This is a genomic window from Streptomyces sp. P17, from assembly GCF_032436805.1.
Taxonomy (GTDB): domain Bacteria; phylum Actinomycetota; class Actinomycetes; order Streptomycetales; family Streptomycetaceae; genus Streptomyces.
The window spans coordinates 16210-42703 of record NZ_JAVRBF010000015.1; the positions used below are offsets into that span (position 1 = coordinate 16210).

A 26494-nucleotide genomic window follows, 5' to 3' on the forward strand; every position below is an offset into this window, starting at 1 on the left:
AGAACAAGGGCCCCGCTTCCGTCACGGAGGCGGGGCCCTTCGTCAGTTCCAGGTCCGGGATCTCAGCGGCATCCCGGAGGCGCCCGACTCGGGGGTGCGGACCGCCAGGACCTGGTTGACGCCGATGCGGTTGCGCTCGAAGGCGAGCGCCGAGGCGGCCATGTACAGGCGCCAGACGCGGGCCCGGCCGGGGCTGGTGAGCCGTACCGCCCGGTCCCAGTCGGCCTCCAGACGGGCGACCCACCGGCGCAGGGTGAGGGCGTAGTGCTCCCGGATCGACTCGACGTCCCGCACCTCGAACCCGGCGCGTTCCAGCTGGCCGACGGTGACACCGACGGGCTGGAGCTCGCCGTCGGGGAAGACGTAGGCGTCGATGAACTCGTCGACGCGGTACGAGGACTCGTCGCGCTGGGGACGCCGGCCGATCTGGTGGTTGAGCAGCCGGCCGCCGGGCTTCAGCAGCCGGTGCAGCACATCGGCGTACTCCAAGTACCGCTCGGCGCCGACGTGTTCGGCCATCCCGATGGAGGCGATCGCGTCGTAGGGCCCGTCCGCCACATCGCGGTAGTCCTGTACGCGGATCTCGATCCGGTCGGTGAGTCCCTCGTCGGCGGCGCGCTTGCGGGCGTACGCCGCCTGCTCCTGCGACAGCGTGATGCCGACGACGCTCACGCCGTACTCCCGGGCGGCGTGGATCGCCATGGAACCCCAGCCGCAGCCGACGTCCAGGAGCCGCATCCCGGGCCCCAGGCCGAGCTTGCGGCAGACCAGGTCGAGTTTGTCGCGCTGGGCGTCCTCCAGCGTCCCGGCATCCTCCCAGTAGGCGCAGGAGTACACCATCGAGGGGCCGAGGACGATCTCGTAGAAGTCGTTGCCGACGTCGTAGTGGTGGCTGATGGCGCGTCTGTCGGTGCGCTTGGTGTGGAGGTGGCCGCGGCGTCTGCGGACCTCCTCCTCGGGGGGCGCGGGCGGGGGCAGCGGCCCGCCCAGGGCGACGAGTCCTCTGACCGCCGAGCGCACCTCCGGGTCGCGCAGCGCCTCGGCGAGCGAGCGGGCGTCCTCGCCGCGCTCCCACAGGAAGCCGGAGAGCGCACCGAGGGCGGCGTACAGATCCCCCTCGACGTCCAGGTCGCCGGCCACCCAGGCGCGGGCGAGGCCGAGTTCGCCCGGCCGCCACAGGAGCCGGCGCACGGCACGGCGGTTACGGACGATCAGCAGCGGTGCGCCCGGCGGGCCCGTCTGTGATCCGTCCCAGGCGCGGATACGCATCGGGAGCGGCGCTCCCAGCAACTGTTCGACGAGGCCCTTCAGCCGCAGCGCGGCGTCTGCCATGGCGCACCTCCATGACGGTGATCCCGGAATGTCCACTACCCACGTAAACACCAACGGGGCGGCGGCGCAGTCCCCCATCTGCGTTAAGACTTCCCTGCCCGGAAAAGACCGAAGGACCCCCTGCACCACGGATGGCAGGAGGTCCTTCGGCTGGGATCAGCGGGCTGCGGCCGTCAGGAGGCCTTCGCCTTCTGCTCGGTCTTGCTCACGGCGGCGACCGGCGCGGGCGCCGGCTTGGCGGCCTCGTAGAACTCCTCGCGCGGGGACTCAAGAGCACCCAGGGCGACGACCTCGCGCTTGAGGAACATGCCGAGCGTCCAGTCGGCGAAGACGCGGATCTTGCGGTTCCAGGTCGGCATCGCCATGCCGTGGTAGCCGCGGTGCATGTACCACGCGAGCCGGCCCTTGAGCTTGATCTTCATCTTGCCCATGACGATCATCGCGACGCCCTTGTGGAGGCCGAGGCCCGCCACAGCACCCTTGTTGGCGTGGGCGTAGTCCTTCTGCGGGAAGCCCCGCATACCGGAGACCACGTTGTCGCCGAGGACCTTCGCCTGCCGCAGCGCGTGCTGGGCGTTCGGCGGGCACCAGGCGTTCTCGTTGCCCGCCTTGCGGCCGACGAGGTCCGGGACCTGGGCGTTGTCACCGGCGGCCCAGATGTAGTCGGTGCCCTTGACCTGGAGCGTCGGCTCGCAGTCGACGTGACCGCGGGGGCCGAGCGGCAGACCGAAGCGGGACAGGGCCGGGTTCGGCTTGACGCCGGCGGTCCACACGATGGTGTTGGAGTCGACCTCAAGGCCGTTCTTCAGCACCACGTGGCCGTCGACGCAGGAGTCCATGGAGGTGGAGAGGTAGACCTCGACCCCGCGGGCCTCCAGGTGCTCCTTGCCGTACTGGCCGAGCTTGGGGCCGACCTCGGGGAGGATCTTGTCGGCGGCGTCGACGAGGACGAACCGCATGTCCTCACGGGAGACGTTGGTGTAGTACTTGGCCGCGTCGCGGGCCATGTCCTCGACCTCGCCGATGGTTTCCGCGCCCGCGAAGCCACCGCCGATGAAGACGAAGGTGAGCGCCTTGCGGCGGATCTCCTCGTCGGTGGTGGAGTCGGCCTTGTCCAGCTGCTCCAGCACGTGGTTGCGCAGGCCGATGGCCTCCTCGATGCCCTTCATGCCGATGCCCTGCTCGGCGAGGCCGGGGATCGGGAAAGTGCGCGAGACCGCGCCCATCGCGATGACCAGGTAGTCGAACGGCAGCTCGTACGCCTCGCCCACGAGGGGGGCGATCGTGGCGACCTTGCGGTCCTGGTCGATGGTGGTGACCCGGCCGGTGAGGACCTCCGCCTTGGGCAGCACGCGTCGCAGCGGGACGACGACGTGGCGCGGGGAGATGCTGCCGGCGGCGGTTTCGGGGAGGAAGGGCTGGTAGGTCATGTACGACCGGGGGTCGACGACCGTGACGGTCGCCTCTCCGTAGCGCATCTTCTTGAGAATGCGCCGAGCTGCGTACAGGCCTACGTACCCACCGCCTACTACGAGGATCCTGGGACGCTCCGTGGTGCTCATGCCATCGAGTATCCACCCGCCCCAGGGGGGTCGCTCGTGCGCCCCTTCACAAGCTTCTGCAGGGGGTGTGCTATCCTCCGCAGCCCGCGTGATCCAGGTCATGGCGGCGAGGGGGAACCACCGTGTAGGGCGGACCGTTGTCAATGCCGCGTGAGCTGCCTCTCTGAGCGTCGAAGGCCTCCGTGAGCCCTCCGGAACACACCCTCGCGAACCCCTCCTCCGGAACCCTCCCACACCCCTTCTGAACATGTTCAAGCGGGTGTTGGGCCCCCGGAAGGGCCAACCGGCCCCCCTTCGGTGCCCCGACCGGGCCGAATTCCTTGTGAAGAACTTCACGAACTTTTCCCGACGGAGTGTCGCAGAGGGGCCCTCAAGGACCTCTCGAACGTGCTCAGACGCTACATGACCTGCTCAGCCGAGGGCTACCGATCAGTAACAAAGGAGAGCTACGCCACCGACCAGGCGATGCCGTCGAGGATGTCGTGCTCACTGACGACGACCTCCTCGGCACCGATCCGCTCCATGATCGCCAGCAGTACGAGGGCCCCCGCGGCGATGACGTCGACCCGCCCCGGATGCATGGAGGGAACGGCCGCGCGCTCGGCATGCGTGGAGTGCAGCAGCCACTGGGTGATCTCACGGACGCGGTCGTGGGAGACGCGGGAGTGATGGATACGGGCGGAGTCGTACTCGGGCAGCTGCTGCGCGACGGCCGACACGGTGGTGACGGACCCGGCGAGCCCGACGAGGGTGTGCGCCTCCCGCAACGGCACGGTCCGCTCCGCGAGATCGAGGGCGGCCTCGACATCGGCACGCATGGCCGCGATCTGCTCCTCGGCGGGCGGATCGGACACGACCCCGTCCCGTACGAGATGCCGCTCGGTCATCCGCACACACCCGACGTCGACGGAGCGGGCGGCGCGGACGTGCGCCTCCCCGACGACGAACTCGGTGGACCCACCGCCGATGTCCACGACGAGATAGGGCTTGGGGAGGTGGTCGTGCTCGGCCAGCTCCTTGGTGGCACCGGTGAAGGAGAACTCGGCCTCCTGATCCCCGCTGATCACCTCGGGCTCGACCCCCAGGATCTCGATGACCCCGCGCACGAAGTCATCGCGGTTCTCGGCGTCCCGAGACGCGGAGGTGGCGACAAAACGCACCCGCTCCGCCCCGTGCTCCTTGATGACCGCCGCGTACTCACGACAGGCGGCAAAGGTCCGCTCCAACGCCTCAGGAGCGAGCCGCCCGGTCCGATCGACCCCCTGCCCGAGCCGCACGATGGTCATACGACGGTCCAGATCGACGAGTTCACCCTTGGCCGGGTCGGCATCGGCGACGAGGAGACGGATGGAGTTCGTACCGCAGTCGATCGCGGCGACGCGGGTCACTGGACGTCCTCCTGAACCTGCGTCACACACGCGCCCTTGCGCCACCACTCCGGCAGCATCGCAAGAGCCTCGTCCCCCAGCGGATTCACACCGGGCCCCGCCGCCAGCGAGTGCGCCACCAGCACATGCAGACACTTCACCCGGTCCGGCATCCCGCCGGCGCTCGGGAAGCCCTTCAGCTCCTCGATCTCGTCACGGCGCCGAACGTAGTCCTCATGCGCGGAGCGGTACGCGGCGGCCAGCTCGGGATCCGTCTGCAACCGCTCGGTCATCTCCTTCATGACCCCCTCCGCCTCCAGCGTCCCGATGGCGGAGTTCGCCTTGGGGCACGTCAGGTAGTACAGCGTCGGGAAGGGCGTACCGTCCGGCAGCCGAGGCGCCGTCTCCACCACATCCGGCTGCCCGCAGGGACAACGGTGCGCGATGGCGCGCAGCCCACGCGGCGGCCGGCCGAGCTGCTGCTTGAAGGCCTCGACATCCGCGTCGGTCGGCTCGGTACGCGGAGTAGAGGGCGGGGGCGTTTCCATACCAGTCTTTCGTCTCTGTCTGTCTATCGATCGGCGGCGTCGGACTTGTCGACCCCGTCCCAGACGTTCGCGTACCAGGGCCGGTCGGCGGCGCCCAGGTCGGTGCGCGCCTGCTTCGCCGCGTCGGGGTCGACCACGATGAAGCCGGTCTCCCCCGGCATCACATAGTGCAGCCGCTCCCGGATCCGCTGCTCCGCGTACGCGTCGTCCTGCCAGCGTGCCTTGAGATCGCGCAGTTCCTCCACCCGCTCCTGGGCCTGCTGCTTCTTCCGCTCCAGATCGGCGATCTCGGAGCGCTGGGCGACGTACTGCCTTATCGGGTAGGCGAGCGCGACGACCAGGGAGCAGACGACGAGGGCGAGCAGGGCCGCGCGGCCGGTGAGCCGGGAGCGGCGGGCCTGCCGTTTGGTCTGGGAGCGGTAGACACGGGCCGCCGTCTGCTCACCGAGCAACCTGATCCTGGTCGCGGTGGAGAAACGGTCCCGCTCCTTGACGGCCATCGCTCACTCCCGTTCACACGCGCGTACGTCCCCGCACACGGTACGGGACCGGGTACGGGGACGTACGTACGACGGGCTAGGCCATTAGCCCTTGAAGCGGGGGAAGGCCGAGCGACCGGCGTACACCGCGGCGTCGTCGAGGATCTCCTCGATGCGCAGCAGCTGGTTGTACTTGGCGACGCGCTCGGAGCGGGCCGGGGCGCCGGTCTTGATCTGGCCGCAGTTGGTGGCGACGGCGAGGTCGGCGATGGTGACGTCCTCGGTCTCGCCGGAGCGGTGGGACATCATGCACTTGAAGCCGCTGCGCTGGGCGAGCTCCACGGCGTCCAGGGTCTCGGTGAGCGAACCGATCTGGTTCACCTTCACGAGCAGCGCGTTGGCCGCGCCGTCCTCGATGCCACGGGCGAGGCGCTCCGGGTTGGTGACGAACAGGTCGTCGCCGACGAGCTGGACCTTGTCGCCGAGCTTGTCGGTGATGGTCTTCCAGCCGGCCCAGTCGTCCTCGAACAGCGGGTCCTCGATGGAGACGAGCGGGTACGCCTCGACAAGTTCGGCGTAGTACTCCGTCATCTCGGCGGCGGAGCGCTCCTTGCCCTCGAAGGAGTAGACGCCGTCCTTGTAGAACTCGGAGGCGGCGACGTCGAGCGCGAGGGCGATCTGCTCGCCGGGGGCGTAACCGGCTTCCTTGATGGCCTCAAGGATGAGGTCGAGGGCCTCGCGGTTGGAGCCGAGGTTCGGGGCGAAGCCGCCCTCGTCGCCGAGGCCGGTGGACAGGCCCTTGGCCTTCAGCACCTTCTTGAGGGTGTGGTAGACCTCGGTGCCCCAGCGCAGCGCCTCGGAGAAGGACTCCGCGCCGATCGGGGCGATCATGAACTCCTGGATGTCCACGTTGGAGTCGGCGTGCGAGCCGCCGTTCAGGATGTTCATCATCGGCACCGGCAGCAGGTGCGCGTTCGGGCCGCCCAGGTAACGGAAGAGCGGGAGGTCGCTGGCCTCGGAGGCGGCGTGGGCGACGGCGAGCGAGACGCCGAGGATGGCGTTGGCGCCGAGGGAGCCCTTGTTGTCGGTGGCGTCCAGGTCGAACATCGCCTGGTCGATCAGGCGCTGCTCGGTGGCGTCGTAGCCGACCAGCTCGGGGCCGATCTGCTCGATGACGGCGAGGACGGCCTTCTCGACACCCTTGCCCTGGTAGCGGTTCGGGTCACCGTCGCGGAGCTCGATGGCCTCGAAGGCGCCGGTGGACGCGCCGGACGGAACGGCGGCACGACCCGTGCTGCCGTCGTCGAGGCCGACCTCGACCTCGACCGTGGGGTTGCCTCGGGAGTCCAGGATTTCCCGGGCTACGACGACGTCGATGGACGGCACGAGCATCTCCTTCTTGGGATGTGACGCTGGAAGTGCGGGGCAGTGAGCCTTGCGACTAGAGCCTAACCGCCTGAGGGACATCGGCCAGCCGACCGACCGTCCCGTGGACAAGGACAGACGGTACTCATTGTTTCTCAGCGGAACAAAGGAACGGTGAATTACCGGAAAAGAAAACCCCGCCCCGGTGCGTACGGGGGAACACGCACCGGAGCGGGGAGCCCGTGGGGACGGGGGTGGCCCTCACGAGGCCTCCAGTATGGAGGCCACGGATATGAGGGTCCTGTGGTTCGGCTACGGGATTACTTGAGGTCCAGCTGCTGACCGGGGTAGATCAGGTCGGCGTCCTCGACGATGTCCTTGTTCAGCTGGAAGAGCTTCTCCCAGCCGCCCTTGACGTCGTGCTCCTCGGCGATGGTGCTGAGGGTGTCGCCCTTGACGACCTTGTACTCGCCGTCGCCCTTCTTGACCTTCTTGCCGGTCGGGGTGGTGACGGTCTTCTGCGCCTTCTGCGCCGGACGCTCGGTCGAACGCGAGGCGGGCTGCTCCTCGGTCGAACGGGTCTCGGTGCTGGTCTCGGCGGAGCCGCCGGTGTACGCGGCGCTCGACAGGCCGGTGCCGCAAACGGGCCAGGCGCCCTTGCCCTGGCCCGCGAGGACCTTCTCGGCGATCTCGATCTGCTGGGCCTTGGAGGCCTGGTCGGCGCTGGAGGCGTACTGCGTGCCGCCGTACGCGGCCCAGGTGGAGGCGGAGAACTGCAGACCGCCGTAGTAGCCGTTGCCGGTGTTGATGGACCAGTTGCCGCCGGACTCGCACTGGGCGACGGCGTCCCACTCGGAGGCGGTGGCGGCGGAGGCGTTGCCGGCCGCCATCAGCGGGGCGGCGACAGCGGCGCCGGTGACGCCGGCGATGGCGATGGCGCGGGTGGCCTTGGACGGACGACGGTGCTTGCCCTTACCGGAAAACAGCATGGATCGATCCCCTCACCGACGCCTGCGAGGTGAGCTGTCGGGTTCGGGCCGGTTGAGTTGCCCGGCCGCGCACTCGTGCGCGGCTTCACCCCAAGCCGGTGCCGTCTGTTGAGCTGCCTCAACTGCCGGTCCCGGCGCTTACCTTGGGTCCCCCGCTCCTGCCTACGGCGCATGACGCGACGACTGTTCCCGTACGGCCGCTGGCAGGATTCGGCGTTGCGGCAGCCGGGGCTCGTGTTGGCGAGCGGTCCTGACCGTAGACAGGCGATCCGCGGAATTTCAAAGACGATCAGGGCTTCTGAGACTCATCCCACACTTTCGCCAAACCGGACATTCGGCGCGAAGCGTGACGTGAACTACCCCTGCTTTTCGACCGGTTCGACCCCTACTTCAAGGGTCTGACCGGGAAGGATGAGGTCAGGGTCGGCGCCGACGGTCGACTTGTTGGCGGCGTAGAGGCCGCGCCATCCGCCGTTCAGGTCAAGAGAGTCGGCGATGCCCACGAGACTGTCGCCCAAGCGGACGACGTACGACCCGTCGGTGGCGCTCTCCTCGGTGGTTTCCTCGGCGGGCTCGCCGCGGTGGCGGCCGGTGCCGGTGGAGCCGGTGCCGGTGGAGCCGGTGTCGGTGAGGGCGGAATCGCCTTCAGTCTGACCGGAGTTGTCCGAGTTGTCCCGCCCGGAAGTGGCTGTGGATTCGCTGTCGGTTCCCTGAGAGGCGTCACTCTCGGGGGATCCCGAGGGCTCCGCCGACTCCGTGGCGTCAGGAGACTCGGGGGACTTGTCCGACTTGGTCGAGTTGTCCGTCACCTCGGGTGACTGGGGCGCACTGGACTTCGCGTCGGAGGAGTCGCCATCGAGGGAGTCCAGCAAACCAGACGAGTCGGGCGAAGCGGAGGAGTCGGGTGAAGCGGGCTCATCGCTCGCCACGCCCGTGTCGATGTCCACCGAACCCGACTCGGCGTCAAGGCCGGAGAGCGGGCCGCAGGTCGGCCAGGCGGCGAGACCCTGGTCGGCGAGGATGCGCTCGGCGACGGCTATCTGCTGGGAGCGGCTGGCCTGGTCCGCGCTGGCGGCGTACGTCGTGCCGCCGTACCGCTCCCAGTTCTCCTGGGTGACCTGGAGACCGCCGTAATAGCCGTTGCCGCCGTCCTCGCTCCAGGAGCCACCGCTCTCGCACTCCGCGACCCGGTCCCATGTGGTGCCCTCGGCCGCGCTGGCGCCCGAGGCGCCGAGGAGCGGGATGGCGATGGCGGAGCCGGTCACTCCGGCCGCGACGATGAGAGCGGGAGCCTGGCGGGGGCGACGGTGACGACCGTTCCCGGAGAGCATGCGAGGGCCTTTCGGAGACAGCGGGGACCGGCGCGGTGCCGGTGAGGCGAGGCGCCGCGCTGACGAGTGAACGTATCGGCAGACGATCACTTGTCACAAGTTAATGCCGCGCAGATCACGTGAAGATCACAGACTTGAGGGTGTGTCACGTTTGACCTGACGGTCCGTCGAGCGGGCCTGGGCGTGGGCCGGTTCAGGCACTTGGGGTGAACTCGACCGGAAGCGTGCGCAATCCGCGCATGATAAGGCCGCCGCGCCAGCGCAAATCGGCCGGTTCCACCGCGAGTCGGAGGTCCGGGAGGCGGGTGAGGAGCGTGGCCAGCGCGGTCTGGCCCTCCAGGCGGGCGAGCGGGGCCCCCAGGCAGTAGTGGATGCCGTGGCCGTAACCGAGGTGCTGGTTGTCACGGCGGGAGAGGTCGAGCGTGTCGGGCTCGGCGAACCGCTCCGGGTCCCGGTCGGCGGCGGCGAGAACGACGAGCACCGGGTCACCGGGGGCGATGTCCTGGCCGCCGATGGTGAGGGGCTGCGTGGCGAAGCGCCAGGTGGCGAGCTCGACGGGGCCGTCGTAGCGGAGGAGTTCTTCTACGCCGGTTTCGAGGAGGGTTGTCTCCTGTGCGGCGAGGGACTGCTGGAGTCGGGCCCGCTGCTCGGGGTGGGTAAGCAGGGCAAATGTGCCATTACCGATCAAATTCACCGTGGTTTCGAAGCCGGCGAACAGAAGGATGAAGGCCATGGCGGCGGCCTCGTTCTCGGTGAGGTGCTCGCCGTGGTCGGAGGCTCGGATGAGACCGGAGATGAGGTCCTCGCCGGGGGCGGGGGTGTCGGGCAGCGCCTCCCGCTTGCGGTGGATGAGGTCGGCGAGATAGCCGCGCATCTTCTTCACGGACCGCGCGACTCCGCCTCTGGGGCCGCCCTGGTGGCGGATCATCATGCCCGCCCAGTCCCGGAAGTCGTCCTGGTCCTCGCGGGGGACGCCGAGCAGGTCGCAGATCGCGTAGATGGGGAGCGGGAAGGCGAACTCATGGATGAGGTCGGCGCTTCCGGTGTGCGCGAACCGGTCGATGAGCTGGTCGGTGAGCTCCTGCACGCGCGGCGCGAACTCGGCGACCCGGCGGGGCGTGAACGCCTTGCTGACGAGCCGTCGCAGCCGGGTGTGGTCCGGCGGGTCGATATTGAGCAGATGCGTCATCAGCTCGGCCTTGCGCTCACCGGGGATACCGGTCTTCCCCTTGGCGTGAGCGGGCTCGTCGTGATGCGCGGGGTTCTTGCTGAGCCGCTGGTCGGCCAGGGCCTGCTTGGCATCGGCGTAACGGGTGACCAGCCAGGCCTCCACCCCGCTGGGCAGCGTCGTCCGGTGCACGGGGGCGTGCTCGCGCAGCCAGGCGTAGGCGGGGTAGGGGTCGGTGGCGAACTCCCAGGTGAACAGGTCGGGGGCGGGGGTGCCGGGGGCCGGTGCCGGGGCGCCGGGGGCCGGTGCGGGGGTGCCGGGGGCCGCTGCGGGGGTGCCGGGGGCCGGTGCCGGGGCGCCGGGGGCCGCTGCGGGGGTGCCGGGGGCCGGTGCCGGGGTGCCGGGGGCCGGTGCCGGGGCGCCGGGGGCCGGTGCCGGGGCGCCGGGGGCCGGTGCCGGGGCGCCGGGGGCCGGCGCCGGGGTGGGGTGGTCGGTCACTCCTTGACGGTATCCGGCGGCGTTTCGAGGGTCTCTTCGAGTGCCGGGTCGTGGTGCCGGCCGAGGATCAGGTCGACGCCGATGCGGACGGCGCGCTCCGACGACAGTGCGGGGCCGGGGGCGGGCGGCCGCTTCGGGGCGGCCTCGGCGCGATGCCGCATCAGGGCGGCCACGAGCTGTTCTTCCCCGAGGGCCGCCCGAAGCGCGGGGAGAACCTCGCCGGCGGAGGGCTTGCCGTTCTCGGCCGCCACGCCCAGCCAGTGCAGGGCCCGCGCGAGCAGAAGGAAGCCCAGTAGTTCCGCGGGTTCGGGATTTCCCGCCTCCGCCGCTGTCTGGATATAGGGGATGGCCTCGGTCAGCTCGCCCTGTTCGAGGAGGAGATACCGCCCGAGGGAGTCGGCCATGCTCGGCTCTCTCTCCGCGAGCCTGCCCCACCAGCGCCGCGCCTCCGGGGCGTCGCCGGCCCAGGTCGACAGAACGGCGAGGATCGCATCGGCGCCGAGTTCGCCCGCCTCGGCCGCGATCCGCACGACGTCGCGAGCCGCCCGGGACACCTCCTCGCGCTCGGGCAGGTCGTACTCCGCCGCCACGTGGGCCATGGTCCCCCACAGGTGAGAGGTGAAGGGCGGCAGGCCGGGGCAACGGCTCGCGTCCGCGACGAGCGTCCCGCACGCCCGCCACGTGCCCTCTTCCGCACCGGGGACGAGCAGCCCGCTGACTCCGAGCCGGGGCCTGGTCGCCCACTCCAGGTCGTCCTGCGAGACAGGGCCGTCCAGGAGTCTGCCCCCGTGCACCCGGCTGTAGCCGTACACACCGCGTACGTTGATCATGTACTCCCATGTCCCGGGCGCCAGACCACTGGTGAGCCCACAGCGGGCGGCGTCGATGGCCGCGCTCACCAGCAGGTGCCCGTTCGCCCGCCCGCCCGGACGGCTCGCCCGGCGCCACTCCTCCCACAACTCCGGGCCGACCGACAGGAACTGGGTGACCCCCAGCTCGCCCCGCCAGCGCACGGCGTCCCTGAGCCGTGGGTCGTCCGACGGCGCGAGCCGCGCGAGTTCGTCCTCGCTCCAGTCGCAGGTCAGATCCACCGTGCGGGCGCCGCGCAGGGCTCGGGCCGTCGGATGGTCGCCGAAGCGGTGCGCCTCGTACGCCGCGTCCCTCATCGTGGCGAGCACCAGCACGCCCTCATGCGCGAGCTGCGCCAACGGCCCCGCCACCAGGCCCCGTTCGTCGAGATGGCTCTCCAGATCGTCCAGCCACACCACATATGTACCGGCGGGATCGCGCCCACGCAGGGCCGCGGGCAGCTCGCGCAGGTCCGTCCCGGAGTGGGCGTTGAAGATACGGGTGTTGTCGTCGGCGTTGCGGTTCAGTGCGGCCCAGGCGGTCGCCGTCTTGCCGGCCAGCGGCTCGCCGGTGACCACGACCAGACCGCCCTCACGCAGGGCCTGCGCCACCAGCCGGTCGAGATCCGGGTCCCGGTCGCGCGGGATGTACGGCGGCAGGGCGGGCTCGTCCCCGAAGGAGGTGACGGGCCGTACGCCCAGGGCACGGCGCCGTAACTCGGCGAGGCGGGGCCAGCCGTCGGCGGCGGGGCCGGTGTGGCCGTAGTTGTTCTGCACCGCGATGACAGGGGCGTGGAAGCTGGACTGCCTGAAGTCGACGTGGTCCTGGGGGACGCCCTGGTCCAGGGGACCGGGGAGCCGGGCGGTCACCGCTACCGGGACCGGGGCGCCGAGGACGTCGCCGCAGTCCACGCAGTAGATGTCGCCGCCCTCCGGCTGGGCCGCGCAGGACGGACAGGCGAGGGGCGCCGGCCTGAAGTCCTCTATGAACCGGTGGACTTCGTTGGCGATGAATCCCTTCTTGAACGCCTCACGGATCTTGCTCTTCCAGATCCGCGCCGCGTCCCGCGCGGACAACCTCCCGTTCAGCAGCTCGCTCCGGTAGCTGTCGAGGGTCGGGCCCACGTCCTGCTTCATCGCCAGGGCATAGATATCGACGAACGTCGGCCTGGCCCGCTCCTCCCACTCGGCGGACCCCATCGACGACACCAGAACCCCGGCCGCCGCAGCCGCCAGATCGTCCAACACGCCTGACATACAAGCCCCCGTGCCCCAGAGCCAGCCCTGGAGGTAACCGTACTAACCTTCCAGGCCCTCGGCAGCCCGCACGGCGTCCCGGTACGCCCGTCCCGCCGCCCGCAGCGCCGCCTCCGGGTCCACGCCCTCCGCCTCGGCGCGCACCGCGAGGGCGAGGAGGTCGTAGCCGATGCCCTCGGTCTTCGGGAGGGGGACCTCAAGACCGGCGGTTCTGACGCGGGAGGCCAGCTTCGCCGCGAGGGCGAGGCCCGGCTGGCCGAGGGGGATGCCGTCGGTGACGGACTCCCTGCGCTTCTCCATCGCCTTGGTGCGCAGCCAGTGCTCCTTGACCTCCTCGGGGGTGGTGGCCGTCTCGTCCCCGAAGACATGCGGGTGGCGGTGGATCAGCTTGGCGACGATGGTGCCGGCGACATCGTCGATGGAGAAGGGCGCGTCGGGGTCCTCCTCGGCGATACGGGCGTGGAAGACGACCTGGAGGAGCACGTCCCCCAGTTCCTCGCGCAGTTCGTCCCGGTCACCTTCCTCGATGGCCTCGACGAGTTCGTAGGCCTCCTCGATGCCGTACTTGGCCAGGCCCTTGTGGGTCTGCTGGGACGACCAGGGACACTCGGCACGGATGCGGTCCATGACCTGGACGAGGTCGAGCAGGCGGGCGCCCGGCAGGTCGTAGGAGGCGGGAAGCAGTTCCAGGTCCGGCATGCTGAATCGGCCGGAGCCGGCGAGGCGGGCGAGGCCGTCGGTCAGCGCCGGTTCGCCCTCGCCGGTGGCCACGACCACGACGGTGCGGCCGCCGGTGCAGGTGTCGACCAGTTCCTCGGCGGTCGGGGCCGCCTCGGCCACCCGTATCCCCGCCTCGCGCAGATACGGCAGCTGTGGATGGGCGCCGTCCGCGCACAGCACGCTGTCGGCGGAGTGCAGCGCCTGCCAGGCGGGCCAGGACAGCAGGCCGGGGGCGACGCGGTGGCTGGTGGTGAGCAGGACGATGCGGCCGGGGGCCGCGGGGGTGGCTTCGGGGCGGGTGGTGTTCACGGTTCGAAGCTAACGCACGGCGGCGACGGACCTGATCACGTTGTCCACAGGCAGGGGGGTGGGGTGTGAACGTATGACCGCAGAGTGTGCCCCGGTACGGCCCGGGAGGGCGCCGTACCGTTCCGCCTCGACACCGCTATGCCGCTACGTGGGCTGCTGCTGCGACGCCGCCGCCGTCACTTCACGCACCCACGGCGTCTTGGCGTCCACGCGGCTGCTCTTCTGGACGTCCCAGCTGCCGTAGCGCGGGTTGAGGTCGACGCCGAGCTTCTCGGAGGCCTCGGACAGGGCCTTCCAGAACTCCGGCCGGGTGGTGTCGGTGCCGAGCTCGGCGGCGAGCTTCTGGGCCTCAAGCTGGAGGCGGAGGTTCTCCTCCAAACGCTTCGGGGCCACGCCGTACTGCTGGAGCCAGGCCGTCTCCAGCTCCTTGGCGCCGCCGGCCTGCTGTTCCAGGCCGCTGCGCATCTCCTGGATCTCCTTGCGGCTGACGGTGATGCCCGCGTCCTGGGCCGCCTGGTGCAGCACCCGGTCCAGGACCATGCCGTGCAGGGTGTCGCGGGTGAGACTGCCGGTCCGGGCGACGGTCTGGGCGTACTGCGCCTCGTCCCGCACGACCGCGCGCTGCGCCGCGCGCACCTCGTTCACCCGGTTCTCCAGCTGGGAGACGGTGATCCGCTGATCACCGACGACGGCAGCCGCGCCGGGACGCGCATCGTTTCCGCAGGCGGTGAGCAGGGGTGCCGCAGCGATGGCGGCGGAGAGGAGGAGCGCGGTGCGACGGCGGCGGTGGCGGCGGTGCAAGGAGACCTCCCGAGGAGATTGTGCGACGGTGCACAAAGTCTTGCGATGATCGATGGTAGGCAGTGACCAAGCTCTGGCCAACCCATTCGACCAACGATTCACCGGGACTTCGGGCACCGGCTCGCGGGCTGGGGGCGGCCGTCCTGGCTAGCCGCGCACCTGACCCAGCCACTGCAGCGTCCGCCGGATGTCCGTCGCCAGCGGGTGGCCGGGGCCGTGCAGGCGTTCCACGTCGTGCAGGAGGCGGACGAGGGTGTCGTGGGCGGCGGGGCGGTCGCCGAGGGCGAGGAGGAGGTGGCCGATGCGGCGGCGGACGTCGTGGGCGAGCTCCGGGTCGCCGGCCACGTACTGGTTCTCGTAGTACGGGAGGAGGGCCCGGTACTCCGTCAGGGCCGCCGCCGGGTCGCCGAGCTGCTCCAGGCACTGGGCAGCGTCGTAGCGGAAGCGCAGGGACTGGGGGTCGGCGTGGCCGGCCTCGGTGGCGCGTTCGGCGGCGAGGGCGCGCAGGACGGGGAGCGCGCGCCGGTACTGGCCGTCGTCCATGAGCGTGGCCGCGTACTGCTTGCGCAGGGTGCGCACGACCGGGGAGTTCTCGCCGTGCTGCTCGGCGGCGACCGGGAGGATCGCGCCGAGGATGTCGACGGCCTGGGTGATACGGCCCTCGCCGAGGAGGCGCTTGACCTCGTCGACGGCCCGCGCGACATCCGGCTTCCCGGCGGCCGGGGTGACCGGTGTGGCGGGGGCGGGCTGGGGCGCGGGCGTGCGCGCGCGGTCCGGCCAGGGGGCGTGCGGGCGCAGGAAGGGGCGGGTGGGGTCGAGGGGCGCCCCGGTGGGCATCCCGCGCGCGGGCAGAAGCTGCGCCAGGTCCTCGTACACCTCCTGCGCGGACGCCGGGCGGTGCTGCGGGTCCTTCGCGAGCAGGCGCAGGACCAGCGCTTCCAGCGCCTCGGGCACCTCGGGGCGCATCCGGCGCACGGGCAGCGGCGGCTCGTACAGATGCCGGTGCAGCACACCGAGCGCCGTGGAACCGGAGAACGGCACGTCGCCGCTGAGGAGTTCATGCAGGAGCACACCGAGCGCGTACAGGTCGGTGTACGGGCCGACAGCGCCGCCCATCGCCTGCTCGGGCGCCATGTAGGCGGGCGAGCCGATGGGCGTGCCGGTGTGGGTGAGGCGGGTGGTGTCGGCGTCCATGACGGAGGCGACGCCGAGGTCGAGGACGGTGACCGTGCCGTCCTGCTTCACCATCACATTGCGCGGCTTGAGGTCGCGGTGGACGATCGGCACGGCGTGCACGGCGCTCAGCACGGCGCACAGTTGCGCGGCGACCGCGACCGCCCACTGCCAGGGGTACGGGTCGTGCTCGGCAAGGTGGTCGGAGAGATCCGCGCCGTCGACGTACTGCATGACGAGGAACAGCTCCTCGCCCTCGCTGCCCGCGTCATGCACGGTGACCAGACCGGGATGGTCGACCTGCGCCGTCACCCGGCACTCCCGCACGAACCGGCGGCGCAGCTCGTCCGCCTCCTGCCCCGCCACCTTGTCCGGGCGCAGCAGCTTCACCGCCACACGCCGGTCGAGCCGCTGGTCGTACGCCGTCCAGACCTGGCCCATGCCACCCTGCCCGATGAGCGCGGACAGTTCGTAACGGCCGGCGACGACACACCCTGTCGTCACGGTCACCTTCCGCCCTCGTGGTCGCCACTGCCGCGGCCGTCGTGGTTGCGCAGATAGTCACTGAGCTCGTCGAGCTCGGCACGCACCTGGTCGATACGCGCGGGCGCGGGCCGCTGCGGCGGCGGAGGTGCCGGTACGGGGGCGGGGGGCGCCGCGTCCTGGGGCATCGGCGGACGCGGGGCCGCCGGGTGGGGTATCGGCGCGGGCGGCTGCTGCGCCAGGGGCTGCTGGACCGGCGTGGTCGTGTACGGCGACAGCGGCTGCGGGTAGCCGTAGCCGGCGGGCCCGTTCGGCGCGTGGATCGTCGTGGCCTGCGCCTGTGCGTAACCGCCGTACCGCTGCCGGAGCCTGCTGTGGAAGCGGATGTCCATCACCAGGAAGTACCCGGAGCTGAACGCGCCGAGCAGCAGGACCGCCGCCAGCGCGATGTCCGACGCGACGGCCGTCTCCGGCACCGAGCCGACCACCGCGAAACACGTGATGGCCAGCGGCAGGCTCACCCACGCCAGCAGCCAGTCCGGCCACCGCCCGCGCAGGATAGCCACCCGGAACAGCGGCACGCACGCGAGGATGCCGCACGACAGCAGACCGGCGGCGGCGAACAGCACCCGCAGGGAGATGACGGTTGCCTCACTGCGGGTGGGCGGCGCCGCGCCGTGGCCGTACATGACTGCTCCTGGACCGGTTGGCCGATGGGGACGAACGAACGACAGAGTTCGAGCGTATAGGCCGACACGGACAACCGGTCCCGGGTTGTACCGAACCGTTGTTGTACTGATCACTTCCCTCGGCCAGGGCCCTCAGCCGGTGTCTCGGTCGGTGCCCCAGCCGGTGTCTCGGTCGGTGCCCCAGCCGGTGTCTCGGTCGGTGCCCCAGCCGGTGTCTCGGTCGGTGCCTTCAGTCCGGGGCGACGGTCCCGTCGGTCAGACCGTCGTACATCCCGCGCACGAGCTGGTCCCCGAGCCGGTTCGCGTGTCTCAGCGCCCGCTCGAACTCGTCGAGTGCGCGGAAGCGCGCGCCGTAGCGCCGTTGCTCGTCGAGCGGGAGCCGGGGCAGTTGGAGGCGGCGCACGTCCAGGCGGGTGGCGGTGGAGGCGTACCTGCTGGCCTGGCGGTTGTTGGCGGTGCCGCGCAGGAAGCCGGCGAGGAACCACGCGTCGAGCGCCGAGCGATCGGGGCGCAGCAGCACGAGGTTGCGTCCCAGAGCGGCGCCCTCCGTCGACTCGTCGATCACGCGCGCCATCGAGCCGCCGCCGAGCACCGGGACGACGACATCGCCGGGCTCCGTCAGCACCGGCTCCTCGTCGCTCTCGGGCAGCGACCCCGAGGGTGCCGTCCCGGCGAGGACGTCATGGTCGGTGAGCACCGGCACGCGCGCGTGGCCGCCGTTTCCGCCGGTACGCATCACCAGGGCGCCCCCGCGCGCGAGTTCACCGACGGTGGTGAGCGGCCAGCGTACGGGCCGGGCGCCCGCGGCGGGCGGCGGGGTGAGCTCGGCGGCAAGCCCGAGGGTCTCCCCCAGGCGGTCGCGCACGGCCGTGAGCTCCTCGGCGCCGTCGGCCGCCGTGGGGGGCGGCAGGTGGCGGGCCGGGGCGAGGTCGACGTCGTCGTCGAGGAGGCCGCCCGCGGCAGGACCACGACGGTCGACGGCACGCCCGCGATCGCCCTCCACGAGAAGGACGGCAAGGAGAACTTCACGCTCCACGTCGCCACCGAGGGCGAGCCGTATGTGCTGAAGCTCGTCAGCAGCACCCCCGGGGACCGCGGCTCGCTCTCCTTCAGCGACTACGGCAAGCCGGTCCCGGCGGACAAGCCCACCGGCGACATCCTGGACCTGGACGCGCTCGGCGCCTGAGCCGCGGGCACCCTCACAAGGGGTGCCGCAGCCACACCGGCGAGCGTCAGCCTCCGCACTGGCGCAGCATCATCTGCTTGTCGGGCGGCGTCACGGGCAGCTCGTACTTCAGCGAGACCTGGGCGAAGCGCACCGCGTAGGAGCAGCGGATCTGCTTGTTCGGGGGGAGCCAGGCGGCGGGGCCCGAGTCGCCCTTGGAACTGTTGGTCCGGCCGTCGACCGGCATCAGGTTCAACGGGTCGTTGGCGATGTCCTGGCGCTTTCCCTCCGGCCAGCGTGAGGCGCCCATCTGCCAGTCGTAGGAGAGCGGCATGACGTGGTCGATCTGGACTTCCGTGGCACGGGACTTGGTCCAGTCGATCGCCCTGCCGGTGTACGGGTCGTTCAGCCGCATCGCCATCACGACGCAGTCCGAGCCGGATCGGAAGCGCAGGTCCTCGCCGTCCCGCTGGAGGAGGTCGTTGCGGGTTATCTCCATCTCCCTGTTTCCTGCGATTTACGTGAGTGACAGCCGTGTCCTGCCGTTGTGCCTCGCCGTTATCAGTCACACCAAGAGGCACATGAGCGACATGCTCAGACAGGAGGGTGATCCATGGTGTTACGTACGGAGAGGGCCATCTCACCCACCACGGGAGAGGTCACCTGGTTGCTCGTCGACGAGGAGACATACCGGCCTCACCCCGAGGCTCGGGAGTTCTCGCTCTACCTGCGGGGCGCCGGACGCTCACCGCAGACCCAGCGCGCCTACATTCCCCGGATCGGCCGCTTCCTCAACTGGTGCACGGGGCGCGGCACGGACTGGAAGACCGCAGGGCTCGGCGACGTGACCCGATTCAAGTTCCACGTCGAGCAGACACCGACCAGGCAGGGGCAGCTGCCAACGGGGAAGACCGTCAACGCGGTCCTCACCGCCGTGTGTGAGTTCCTCCGATTCTGCGCCGCTCAGGGGCACGTGGCCCATGAGGTCGCCGAACGGCTGAGCGAGCCCCGCTTCCTCACCTCGCCGCCCAGTGGCTTCGATCCGGGCGAGGGTGGCCAATATCTCGTGATCAAGGCCCGTGTTCTGAAAGCACCTGAAATCGAGAAGGCTCCGGCGACGCTTACGACTCCCCAAGTCGCTCAGGTACTTGAGGCGGCCCGCACAGCTCGCGACCGGCTGCTCCTGACTGTGCTCGTCGAAGGCGGCCTGCGGATCGGCGAAGCTCTCGGGCTGCGGCGGGAGGACATGCATCTGCTGCCTGACTCCACGCATCTCGGCTGCCGAACCCGTGGCGCCCACCTGCACGTCCGGCCTCGCCAGGACAACGAGAACGGCGCACGCGCGAAGGCCGGCCGTCACCGAATGGTCCCGCTGACGCAGAGGGCAGTCCATCGTTACCGCGACCATCTCGCCGAACGAGAGGAGATCGCCGAAGCTGCCGACTGTGACTACGTCTTCGTCAACCTCGTCGGCGGCGCTGTGGGCCGCCCTGTGACGTATTCCAACGCCAAACAGGTCATCGAACGGATCGGGAAGCGCTGCGGTCTCCGTGCACGCCCGCACATGATGCGGCATACGGCAGCGACCCAGTGGATTCGCAGCGGAGTCGCACCAGATGTGGTGCAAACCCTGCTGGGACACGCGTCGTCGGCGAGCACAGCCGTCTATGTGCACGCCCATGACGAGGACCTCCGGGCCGCCGTCAACCGTCTCGCGCCGGAGGCCGCCCGATGACGCCTGCCGTCAGCCTCGCCATCGCCGTACCACCCGGCCACAGTGAGCCAGAGTGGTCGAACTGGCTCTCCGGACGCCTCGCTCCTGGTTGGCGGACAGGAGAGTGGGACCAGGACAGAGCGCTGTTCACGGCAGACCCGAGCAATCCTGCCACCAAGGTGTTCAGCTGCGTCGTTGCCGCCTGCTCCACTCATGTGGTGAGCAACGGGGCCCGCTGTGACGCCTGTCGCAAGGCCCGACTTCTCCAGGGCAACCCGGCTGACTTCGACGCGACGTACGTCCCCGTGGTGTCCCGACGCAGGCCCAACATCACGGATGGAGCGCTGCCAGGGGTGTCCCAGTTCTCTCTGTCAGGGGTATCGCCCGCCGTGTGCCACGAAATGCTGTACGGACTCCAGCAGCGCGACGCAGCCGGGATCAGCCTGGTTCCCCAGCGCGTCCGCCGTATCGTGGCCGGGCTCCCCTCGGGGCTCGGGTCGCTTCTGGAGCTGGGCGAAGACTTCGCCTCCGGGCTCCCGGCAGCTACGTCCGGAGTGCTGAATGGTGTGCTGCTCCATGTCCGTCGCGCCCGCGTCGAGTTCGAGGGCGTCGACCCGACGGTTGGTGATGTCTGGGAGTGTGCCCTGGTCGGGCTGACCGCCGGGCGTGGCAGGAAGTACATCGCCGTCCACGGTGACATCGACTTCCGGCCCGTGCGTCAGCAGTGGCTGCGGGAGTTGGTGAAGGAGTACGGGCGTACTGTCCGTCCCTGCGTTCTGGACCTGCGCCAGACGGTGTATGCGGCAAGCATCGCCTCGTCCGCCCTGGCGAACCGCGCGGACGGCGAAGCCCCGGAGCGGCTGTCGATGGCGGACATGAACGCCGTGGTGGACATGTTCCGCATCACCAAGCGGCCCGAGGACGGGCACGACTACTCAACCAGTCACCGCCGGACGCTACTGCGTTACTGGCGCGCGTTCCTTGAGTTCGCCCGCCAGGCCGGGATGATGGACCACGTGCCCGGGGGGTTCGCGTTGAACCCCCGCTTCCACACCATCGCCGCCGTCGAGGCGTCCGAGGACGACATCGGCCGGGCCGTACCGGAGCGCGTCATCGCCCAACTCGATGCGCATATTGATCTCTTGGGCACCTCGACCTCGTACGAGAGCGGCGGTTGGTCATCCGTCGACTTCGCGCGGATGTACCAGGTGGTCTACACGGTCCTCCGTGACACCGGCCGCCGCCCCGGCGAGGTGACCAGCCTGCACCGCGACTGCCTGGAGCGGGTCGACGGCAAGCCCACCCTCCTTTACGACAATCACAAACGCCGCCGTCACGGACGTAGGCTCCCCGTCTCCGAGAGCACGGCCCAGGCCATCGAGGCATGGCAGAAGGAACTCGACCGGCTGCCAGCCGTACCCGCCTGCGAGCAGTGGCTGTTCCCCTCGCCGGGTCAGCGCAATCGTCCACGTCGCGGTCATCTGACCACCTCGCAGTTCTGCAACAGGATCTTCCGCGACTGGGTGGACGAGCTGATCCCGGATCTTGTGGACGACCGCCTGGACGACAACGGCGAACCGCTCGCTTACGACCGCACGCAGATCGTCCCGTATGGATTCCGCCACGCGTACGCCCAGCGTCATGCTGATGCCGGAACCCGTCCGGACGTCCTCCGGGAGCTCATGGACCACCGGTCTCTGGACGTCACCATGGGTTACTACAAGGTCTCCCTGACCAGGAAACAGGAGGCGGTCAAGACAGTGGCGAGACTCGCCGTCGACCGGCATGGCGCTCCACGCGGTTTCGAGGACGCCCTTGCCTACGAGGTCGAGAGCGTCGCGGTCCCCTATGGGGGCTGCACCGAGCCGAGCAACGTCAAGGCCGGCGGCGGGCATTGCCGCATCCGCTTCCAGTGCGCCGGTTGCGATTTCTACCGACCCGACCCCTCCTACCTCCCGGCCCTGGAACAGCAGATCGCGGACCTGCGGGCCGACAAGGAGTCCGCCCTGGCCATGGACGCCGCCGACTGGGTCGTACGCAATCTCGACGACCAGATCCGCGCGTACGCGAAGTCGGCCGATGAGATGCGCCGGAAACTCGAAGAGATGCCGCCGGAGGAACGGGCTGCAGTCGAGTCGGCCTCACGCGAACTGCGCAAGGCGCGCTCCGCCGCAGCGTTCTTCCCTCTCCAGGCGCTGCACACCCGGAGCCCTGAGTGAAGCCGACCGCCCCGGCCGGCGGCAACGACCGGGACGCACGTATCGAGCGCTTGCATGCCAGTCGCACCCGTGACAGCGAAGCCAAGACGGCACGCGCGCTGGAAGCGGTGAGCGACCTGCTCAGCTCCGGGCGCCGGATCAGCGTCGCCCAGGTCGCCCGCGAGGCATCGGTGTCTACCTGGTTCATTTACAACCAGCCCAAGGTGCACGACGCTGTCCGGACCGGTATGACCACCCAGCGCGTGCAGGGCCTGCGAGGGCGTTCAGCGCCAGGCACGCAGCTGGCATCACCTGCTGCGTTGCAGACGGAGCTTGCTCTGGCACGAGAGGAGATCAAGGACCTCAAGCGGGAACGGGATCGACTCCGAGAGCGCGTCCGCCTGTCGCTGGGAGCCGAGATCGAAGAGGTCGACCACAACCGCCTGGTGGAGCGTATTCAGCAACTGGAGCGCGAGAACGCCGACCTGAGAAGCCAACTATCCGCAGCTCAGGATCAGTTGAACGCTCTGAAGGGGCGGCTACAGGAAGTCGAGGATGAACTCGTCGCCGCCAGAGCTGGGCTCCGACGTGCCATGCGATCGGTGCCCCCGCGGTGAACACGCATCATCTGAAATAGCTGGCCAAGGGTCTGGCACGGTGCCTGCTCTGCCTTCAAGATGACGGCGGCTCATTGTTGAGCCTGTCGGCAGGCACTCGCTCGATGCGGGTCCAGCCCCTCCAGCCACGCTCCTTCAGAATCGCCAGCACCAGTTCGGCGCCCGGTGCGGACTCAAGCATGGTTGAGTCCATCAGGGCGACGAACTGATCGTCGAAGCCATCGGCCCCCACCTCGCCGGCCTCCACGGCGCGAATCATCAGACGCTCCAGGATGTCGGCGACCTCGACGATCCGTGGATCGCCGGCCAGCCAGTCGGGCTCCCCGGTGAAGAAGCTGTAGAGCCTCACCATGTCGGGGTCGTCCAGCTCCTCGTGCTTCTTGGCGATCACGGAGTCGATCAGGTCCGGCACCTGCGCGGCGATCATGATCCAGGCATCCCGCTCCAGCTCGATATATCGCTCCCCGACGCCGAGACCGCGCAGCCGGTCGAGGTAGTCCACGACGCTCTGCGGGAGCGCCAGGTGCTCTCCGGCGGCGAGCCGGGCGAGTCGGCTGCGAGTGTCCTGCAGCCGCCGGATCTCGGCGCGCAAATCTTTGTCGATCTCCTGGACGCCGCCGGCGAACTCCTCCGGGTTGGCGTCGAGGAGTTCCTGCACCCTGGCCAGCGGTACGCCGGCGTCGGCCAGGGTGCGGATCCGGATCAGTCGCACGACCGCGGCGGCATCGTAGGTCCGGTACCCCGATCGGTCGCGTTCGGGCTCGGCCAGCAGCCCGATCTTGTGGTAGTGGCGTACCGCCCGGACCGTCACCCCGGCGTACGCCGCCAGCTGGCTGATGGTGAGCATGGGGCTCAGCCTGCCTCAGGCGACCTTCCGGCGATAGGCGGTCATCGCGAAGACGTACGCCACGGCGAGGATGCCCACACACCACGCGAGCGCGATCCAGATGTCGTCGCCGACCGGCTGCCCCGTGAACAGAGCACGGATCGTGTTGACGATCGACGTCACCGGCTGTTGCTCGGCGAACCAGCGCACCGGGCCGGGCATCGTCTTTGTGGGCACGAACGCCGAGCTGACGAACGGCAGGAAGATGAGCGGGTAGGCGAACGCGCCCGCCCCCTCGACCGACGACGCGGAGAGTCCAGGGATCACGGCGAGCCAGGTGAGCGCCAGGGTGAACAGGAGCAAAATGCCGGCGACCGCGAGCCATGCCGACACTCCTGCCCCCGAGCGGAAGCCCATGAGCAGAGCGACGCCCACGACGAGCACGAGCGCGATCAGGTTGGCGACCAGCGAGGTGACGACATGGGCCCACAGCACACCCGACCGCGCGATCGGCATGGACTGGAATCGCTCGAAGATCCCGCTCTTCACATCGGTGAACAGCCGGTACGCCGTGTAGGAGATGCCTGATGCGATAGTCATGAGCAGGATGCCGGGCAGCATGTAGTTCACGTACGAAACCGACCCGGTATCAATGGCGCCGCCGAACACGTAGACGAACATCAGCATCATGGCGACCGGCGTGATGGCGGTCGTGATGATGGTGTCCAGGCTGCGTGTGACATGGCGCAGGGTCCGCCCCGTGAGCGCGGCAGTGTCGCTGAAAAAGTACGCGGTCATCCTTGTCCCCCAGTTGTCATGCCGGTGGCGTCGCTCTTGTCGCCGCCGCGGGTGACCGCCAGGAAGATCTCCTCCAGAGTCGGCTGCTTCTCGACGTACTCGACCTTGGTGGGCGGGAAGAGCTGCTTGAGCTCGGCAAGGGTGCCGTTCACGATGATCCGACCCTGGTGGAGGATCGCGATCCGGTCGGCCAGCTGCTCGGCCTCGTCCAGATACTGCGTGGTGAGCAGCACCGTCGTTCCGTGGCCGGCGAGCTCCTTGACCGCTTCCCACACCTCGATACGCGCCTCGGGGTCGAGTCCGGCCGTCGGCTCGTCCAAAAAAATCACCGGCGAATTCCCGATGAGGCTCATCGCGATGTCCAGTCGGCGGCGCATCCCACCTGAGTACGTGGACACTCGCCGCGCGCCCGCCTCGTTCAGTGAAAAGCGCCTCAGCAGGTCATCCGCGATCACGCCCGGGTCCTTGAGGTGGCGCAGCCTGGCGACGAGGGCGAGGTTCTCCCGACCGCTGAGGATCTCGTCGAGGGCCGCGAACTGTCCGGTGAGACTGATGGACTCCCGCACGTTCGCCGGTTGAGTGGCGACGTCGAAGCCATTGACGCTCGCCGTCCCCGCATCGACCTTCAGGAGCGTGGCGAGGATCCTCACGGTCGTGGTCTTGCCCGCCCCGTTGGAGCCGAGCAGGGCGAAGATGCTGCCCCGCGCCACGTCGAAGTCCACGCCGCGCAGCACTTCGAGCTTCCCGTACGACTTCTCCAGACCCCGCACGCGCATCGCCGGACCGGCGATCGTTTGGGCCGTCATGGTCATCTGCCTCCTTCGCGGAGCTGCTCCACGCGTCTGCGTGGACACCCCTGCCGGAAGGATGGGGGGTTGACCCAGCGTCAAGGTCAAGCCGGCTCCGACGGCGGCATCCACCTCCTGCGCGCCCTGCTTGCTCTGACGAACCCGAAGCCAACCGCTGGCAAAGGATCTACTCCTCAGACCGCCGTCCACGACCAGCGCGGGCACCCCGGAAGACCATCACAGCCGCCCTCTCAGCCACCGCACTGCCGCAGCATCATCTGTTTGTCCGCAGCCGTTACCGGCATCTCGTACTTGATGGCGACCTGGGCGAAGCGGACCGCGTACGCACAGCGGATCGGCTTGTTCGGCGGGAGCCAGGAGGCAGGGCCGGAGTCGCCCTTGGCTGAATTGGCCCGCCCCTGGACGGGAATCAAATTGAGCACGTCGTTCGCGAGCTGCTTTCGCTTGGCCTCCGGCCAGCGTGAGGAGCCCATCTGCCAGCTGTAGGACAGCGGCACCACGTGGTCTATCTGCACTTCGGTGGCCTTCTGCTTGCGCCACTCGATGATCGTTCCGGTGTACGGGTCTTTCAGGGTCATAGCGATGACCACGCAGTCGGAGCCGGCTCGGAAACGAAGGTTCTGACCATCACGACGAATAAGATCATTTCGAGTGTCGCACCCGTTCTTCGCGAGCGGCACCCCGTCGGCCGTGTCCATCCATGCGTAGCCGAACTTGTCGCGGTCATAGCCCGTTTTCGGCCCCCGCCCCTTCGTGGACAGCTCCTCGATGAGCTTGCGGGCCGCGGCCTTGTCCGCATCCGTCGTCAGAGGCGCGAGCCCCGGCTTCGTACCGTCAGGGTTCTTGAGCGGACTGACCACCCGTCCGTCCGACGCAGTCGGCCCGGAGCCCGTGGAGGAGCCGTCGTCGCCGAGACCCTCGCATCCCGAGACGAGCAGCACCGCAGCTGCCAGCATCGTCGCCGCACGGAAGAAGCGAGCGTCCCCAACAGCCCTGTGCCTCACGTCCCTCTTAGCAAGCACAGCTCACCACTCCCTGCGTGAGCTGCGTAAACGTCTGCATCACCCGGCGAACCATAGAGATAATGCGGGTGTCGCAGCCGTTGCGGGCGTACGGTATGCCGCCGGGGGCCGAGTCCATCCAGGCGTAGCCGAACTCGTCCCGGTCGTACCCGGTCTTGGGGCCGCGCCCCTTGGTCGCCACCTTCTCGATCAGGGCCCGCGCCTCGGCCCGGTCGGTGTCGGAGGTGATGGCCGCGAGTCCCGGCTCGGTGCCGTCGGGGTTGGCCAGGGGGCTGACCGCACGGCCTGGGCCGGCGTCCTGGGCGGAGCCGGAGGCGGCGTCGTCCGCGGATAGGTCCTGCAGGTCGTCGCAGCCCGTGAGTACGAGCACCATGCCGAGCACCGCGGCGGATGGCGCCGATCCGCCCCTCAGACGCATCACGATGC

General features: G+C 69.6%; 22 protein-coding genes, 3 pseudogenes and 1 riboswitch. Of the genes and pseudogenes, 4 read left to right on the forward strand and 21 right to left on the reverse strand.

Annotation, left to right across the window (positions count from 1 at the left end; genetic code table 11):
* Positions 1–42 precede the first annotated feature (42 nt).
* The 15 genes and pseudogenes from RMT89_RS12215 to RMT89_RS12285 all read right to left on the reverse strand — a co-directional run.
* Complete coding sequence (locus tag RMT89_RS12215) at positions 43–1332, reverse strand: cyclopropane-fatty-acyl-phospholipid synthase family protein (RefSeq protein ID WP_315883730.1); 1290 nt, start codon at positions 1330–1332, stop codon at positions 43–45.
* 173 nt (positions 1333–1505) lie between these two features.
* Positions 1506–2894: an NAD(P)/FAD-dependent oxidoreductase gene (locus tag RMT89_RS12220; RefSeq protein ID WP_315883731.1), complete on the reverse strand. Its 1389-nt coding sequence runs from the start codon at positions 2892–2894 to the stop codon at positions 1506–1508.
* Positions 2895–3340: 446 nt separating this feature from the next.
* The gene (locus RMT89_RS12225) at positions 3341–4282 is read right to left on the reverse strand and encodes a Ppx/GppA phosphatase family protein (protein ID WP_315883732.1); all 942 of its coding nucleotides are present in this window, start codon (positions 4280–4282) and stop codon (positions 3341–3343) included.
* A complete protein-coding gene (locus RMT89_RS12230; protein ID WP_315883733.1) occupies positions 4279–4809 on the reverse strand; it encodes a DUF501 domain-containing protein in 531 nt (176 codons plus the stop codon). The genes RMT89_RS12225 and RMT89_RS12230 overlap by 4 nt, the downstream gene beginning before the upstream one ends.
* A 23-nt stretch (positions 4810–4832) precedes the next feature.
* Positions 4833–5309, reverse strand: coding sequence for a septum formation initiator family protein (locus RMT89_RS12235; protein WP_315883734.1), 477 nt, complete (start codon positions 5307–5309; stop codon positions 4833–4835).
* Between the two features lie 84 nt (positions 5310–5393).
* Complete coding sequence (gene eno, locus RMT89_RS12240) at positions 5394–6674, reverse strand: phosphopyruvate hydratase (protein WP_315883735.1); 1281 nt, start codon at positions 6672–6674, stop codon at positions 5394–5396.
* Positions 6675–6973: 299 nt separating this feature from the next.
* A complete protein-coding gene (locus RMT89_RS12245; protein ID WP_315883736.1) occupies positions 6974–7642 on the reverse strand; it encodes a transglycosylase family protein in 669 nt (222 codons plus the stop codon).
* 4 nt (positions 7643–7646) lie between these two features.
* Positions 7647–7822, reverse strand: a riboswitch (cyclic di-AMP (ydaO/yuaA leader).
* 176 nt (positions 7823–7998) lie between these two features.
* The gene (locus tag RMT89_RS12250) at positions 7999–8973 is read right to left on the reverse strand and encodes a transglycosylase family protein (protein WP_315883737.1); all 975 of its coding nucleotides are present in this window, start codon (positions 8971–8973) and stop codon (positions 7999–8001) included.
* 193 nt (positions 8974–9166) lie between these two features.
* Positions 9167–10399, reverse strand: coding sequence for a cytochrome P450 (locus RMT89_RS12255; RefSeq protein ID WP_315883825.1), 1233 nt, complete (start codon positions 10397–10399; stop codon positions 9167–9169).
* Between the two features lie 236 nt (positions 10400–10635).
* Positions 10636–12735, reverse strand: coding sequence for a hypothetical protein (locus RMT89_RS12260; RefSeq protein ID WP_315883738.1), 2100 nt, complete (start codon positions 12733–12735; stop codon positions 10636–10638).
* 51 nt (positions 12736–12786) lie between these two features.
* Positions 12787–13773, reverse strand: a complete 987-nt coding sequence (locus RMT89_RS12265; RefSeq protein WP_315883739.1) for a nucleoside triphosphate pyrophosphohydrolase — start codon at positions 13771–13773, stop codon at positions 12787–12789.
* Positions 13774–13917: 144 nt separating this feature from the next.
* Complete coding sequence (locus RMT89_RS12270; protein WP_315883740.1) at positions 13918–14574, reverse strand: SurA N-terminal domain-containing protein; 657 nt, start codon at positions 14572–14574, stop codon at positions 13918–13920.
* A 147-nt stretch (positions 14575–14721) separates the two neighbouring features.
* The gene (locus RMT89_RS12275; RefSeq protein ID WP_315883826.1) at positions 14722–16215 is read right to left on the reverse strand and encodes a serine/threonine-protein kinase; all 1494 of its coding nucleotides are present in this window, start codon (positions 16213–16215) and stop codon (positions 14722–14724) included.
* Positions 16216–16253: 38 nt separating this feature from the next.
* Positions 16254–16919 (reverse strand): hypothetical protein, encoded by a 666-nt coding sequence (locus RMT89_RS12280; RefSeq protein ID WP_315883741.1) that lies wholly within the window; start codon positions 16917–16919, stop codon positions 16254–16256.
* A gap of 229 nt (positions 16920–17148) precedes the next feature.
* Positions 17149–17868: pseudogene (locus RMT89_RS12285) on the reverse strand (restriction endonuclease subunit M); the annotation flags it as partial.
* Between RMT89_RS12285 and RMT89_RS12290 the strand changes: the two are divergent.
* A complete protein-coding gene (locus tag RMT89_RS12290) occupies positions 17830–18105 on the forward strand; it encodes a hypothetical protein (protein WP_399498038.1) in 276 nt (91 codons plus the stop codon). The pseudogene RMT89_RS12285 and the gene RMT89_RS12290 sit on opposite strands and share 39 nt — an antisense overlap.
* A 46-nt stretch (positions 18106–18151) precedes the next feature.
* Here the strand turns inward: RMT89_RS12290 and RMT89_RS12295 are convergent.
* Positions 18152–18574, reverse strand: a pseudogene (locus RMT89_RS12295) (HNH endonuclease family protein); the annotation flags it as partial.
* 177 nt (positions 18575–18751) lie between these two features.
* On the opposite strand from RMT89_RS12295, the gene RMT89_RS12300 reads away from it, so the two are divergent.
* The 3 genes from RMT89_RS12300 (at position 18752) to RMT89_RS12310 (ending at position 22613) form a co-directional block, all read left to right on the forward strand.
* Positions 18752–19819: a tyrosine-type recombinase/integrase gene (locus RMT89_RS12300; RefSeq protein WP_315883742.1), complete on the forward strand. Its 1068-nt coding sequence runs from the start codon at positions 18752–18754 to the stop codon at positions 19817–19819.
* Positions 19820–20199: 380 nt separating this feature from the next.
* The gene (locus tag RMT89_RS12305) at positions 20200–22017 is read left to right on the forward strand and encodes a tyrosine-type recombinase/integrase (protein WP_315883743.1); all 1818 of its coding nucleotides are present in this window, start codon (positions 20200–20202) and stop codon (positions 22015–22017) included.
* On the forward strand, positions 22014–22613 hold the full coding sequence (locus RMT89_RS12310) for a DUF6262 family protein (RefSeq protein ID WP_315883744.1): 600 nt from the start codon (positions 22014–22016) through the stop codon (positions 22611–22613). Before RMT89_RS12305 ends, RMT89_RS12310 begins: the two co-directional genes overlap by 4 nt.
* Before the next feature lie 55 nt (positions 22614–22668).
* On the opposite strand, the gene RMT89_RS12315 is transcribed toward RMT89_RS12310, so the two are convergent.
* The 5 genes and pseudogenes from RMT89_RS12315 to RMT89_RS12335 form a co-directional block, all read right to left on the reverse strand.
* On the reverse strand, positions 22669–23460 hold the full coding sequence (locus RMT89_RS12315) for a MerR family transcriptional regulator (RefSeq protein WP_315883745.1): 792 nt from the start codon (positions 23458–23460) through the stop codon (positions 22669–22671).
* Positions 23461–23475: 15 nt separating this feature from the next.
* Positions 23476–24237, reverse strand: coding sequence for an ABC transporter permease (locus RMT89_RS12320; protein ID WP_315883746.1), 762 nt, complete (start codon positions 24235–24237; stop codon positions 23476–23478).
* Positions 24234–25043, reverse strand: a complete 810-nt coding sequence (locus RMT89_RS12325; RefSeq protein ID WP_315883747.1) for an ABC transporter ATP-binding protein — start codon at positions 25041–25043, stop codon at positions 24234–24236. The genes RMT89_RS12320 and RMT89_RS12325 overlap by 4 nt, the downstream gene beginning before the upstream one ends.
* 233 nt (positions 25044–25276) lie before the next feature.
* Positions 25277–26002 carry an HNH endonuclease family protein gene (locus RMT89_RS12330; RefSeq protein ID WP_315883748.1) on the reverse strand — a complete coding sequence of 242 codons (726 nt, stop codon included), beginning with the start codon at positions 26000–26002 and terminating at the stop codon, positions 25277–25279.
* A gap of 130 nt (positions 26003–26132) precedes the next feature.
* Positions 26133–26486 (reverse strand): annotated as a pseudogene (locus RMT89_RS12335) (HNH endonuclease); the annotation flags it as partial.
* Between the last annotated feature and the right edge of the window lie 8 nt (positions 26487–26494).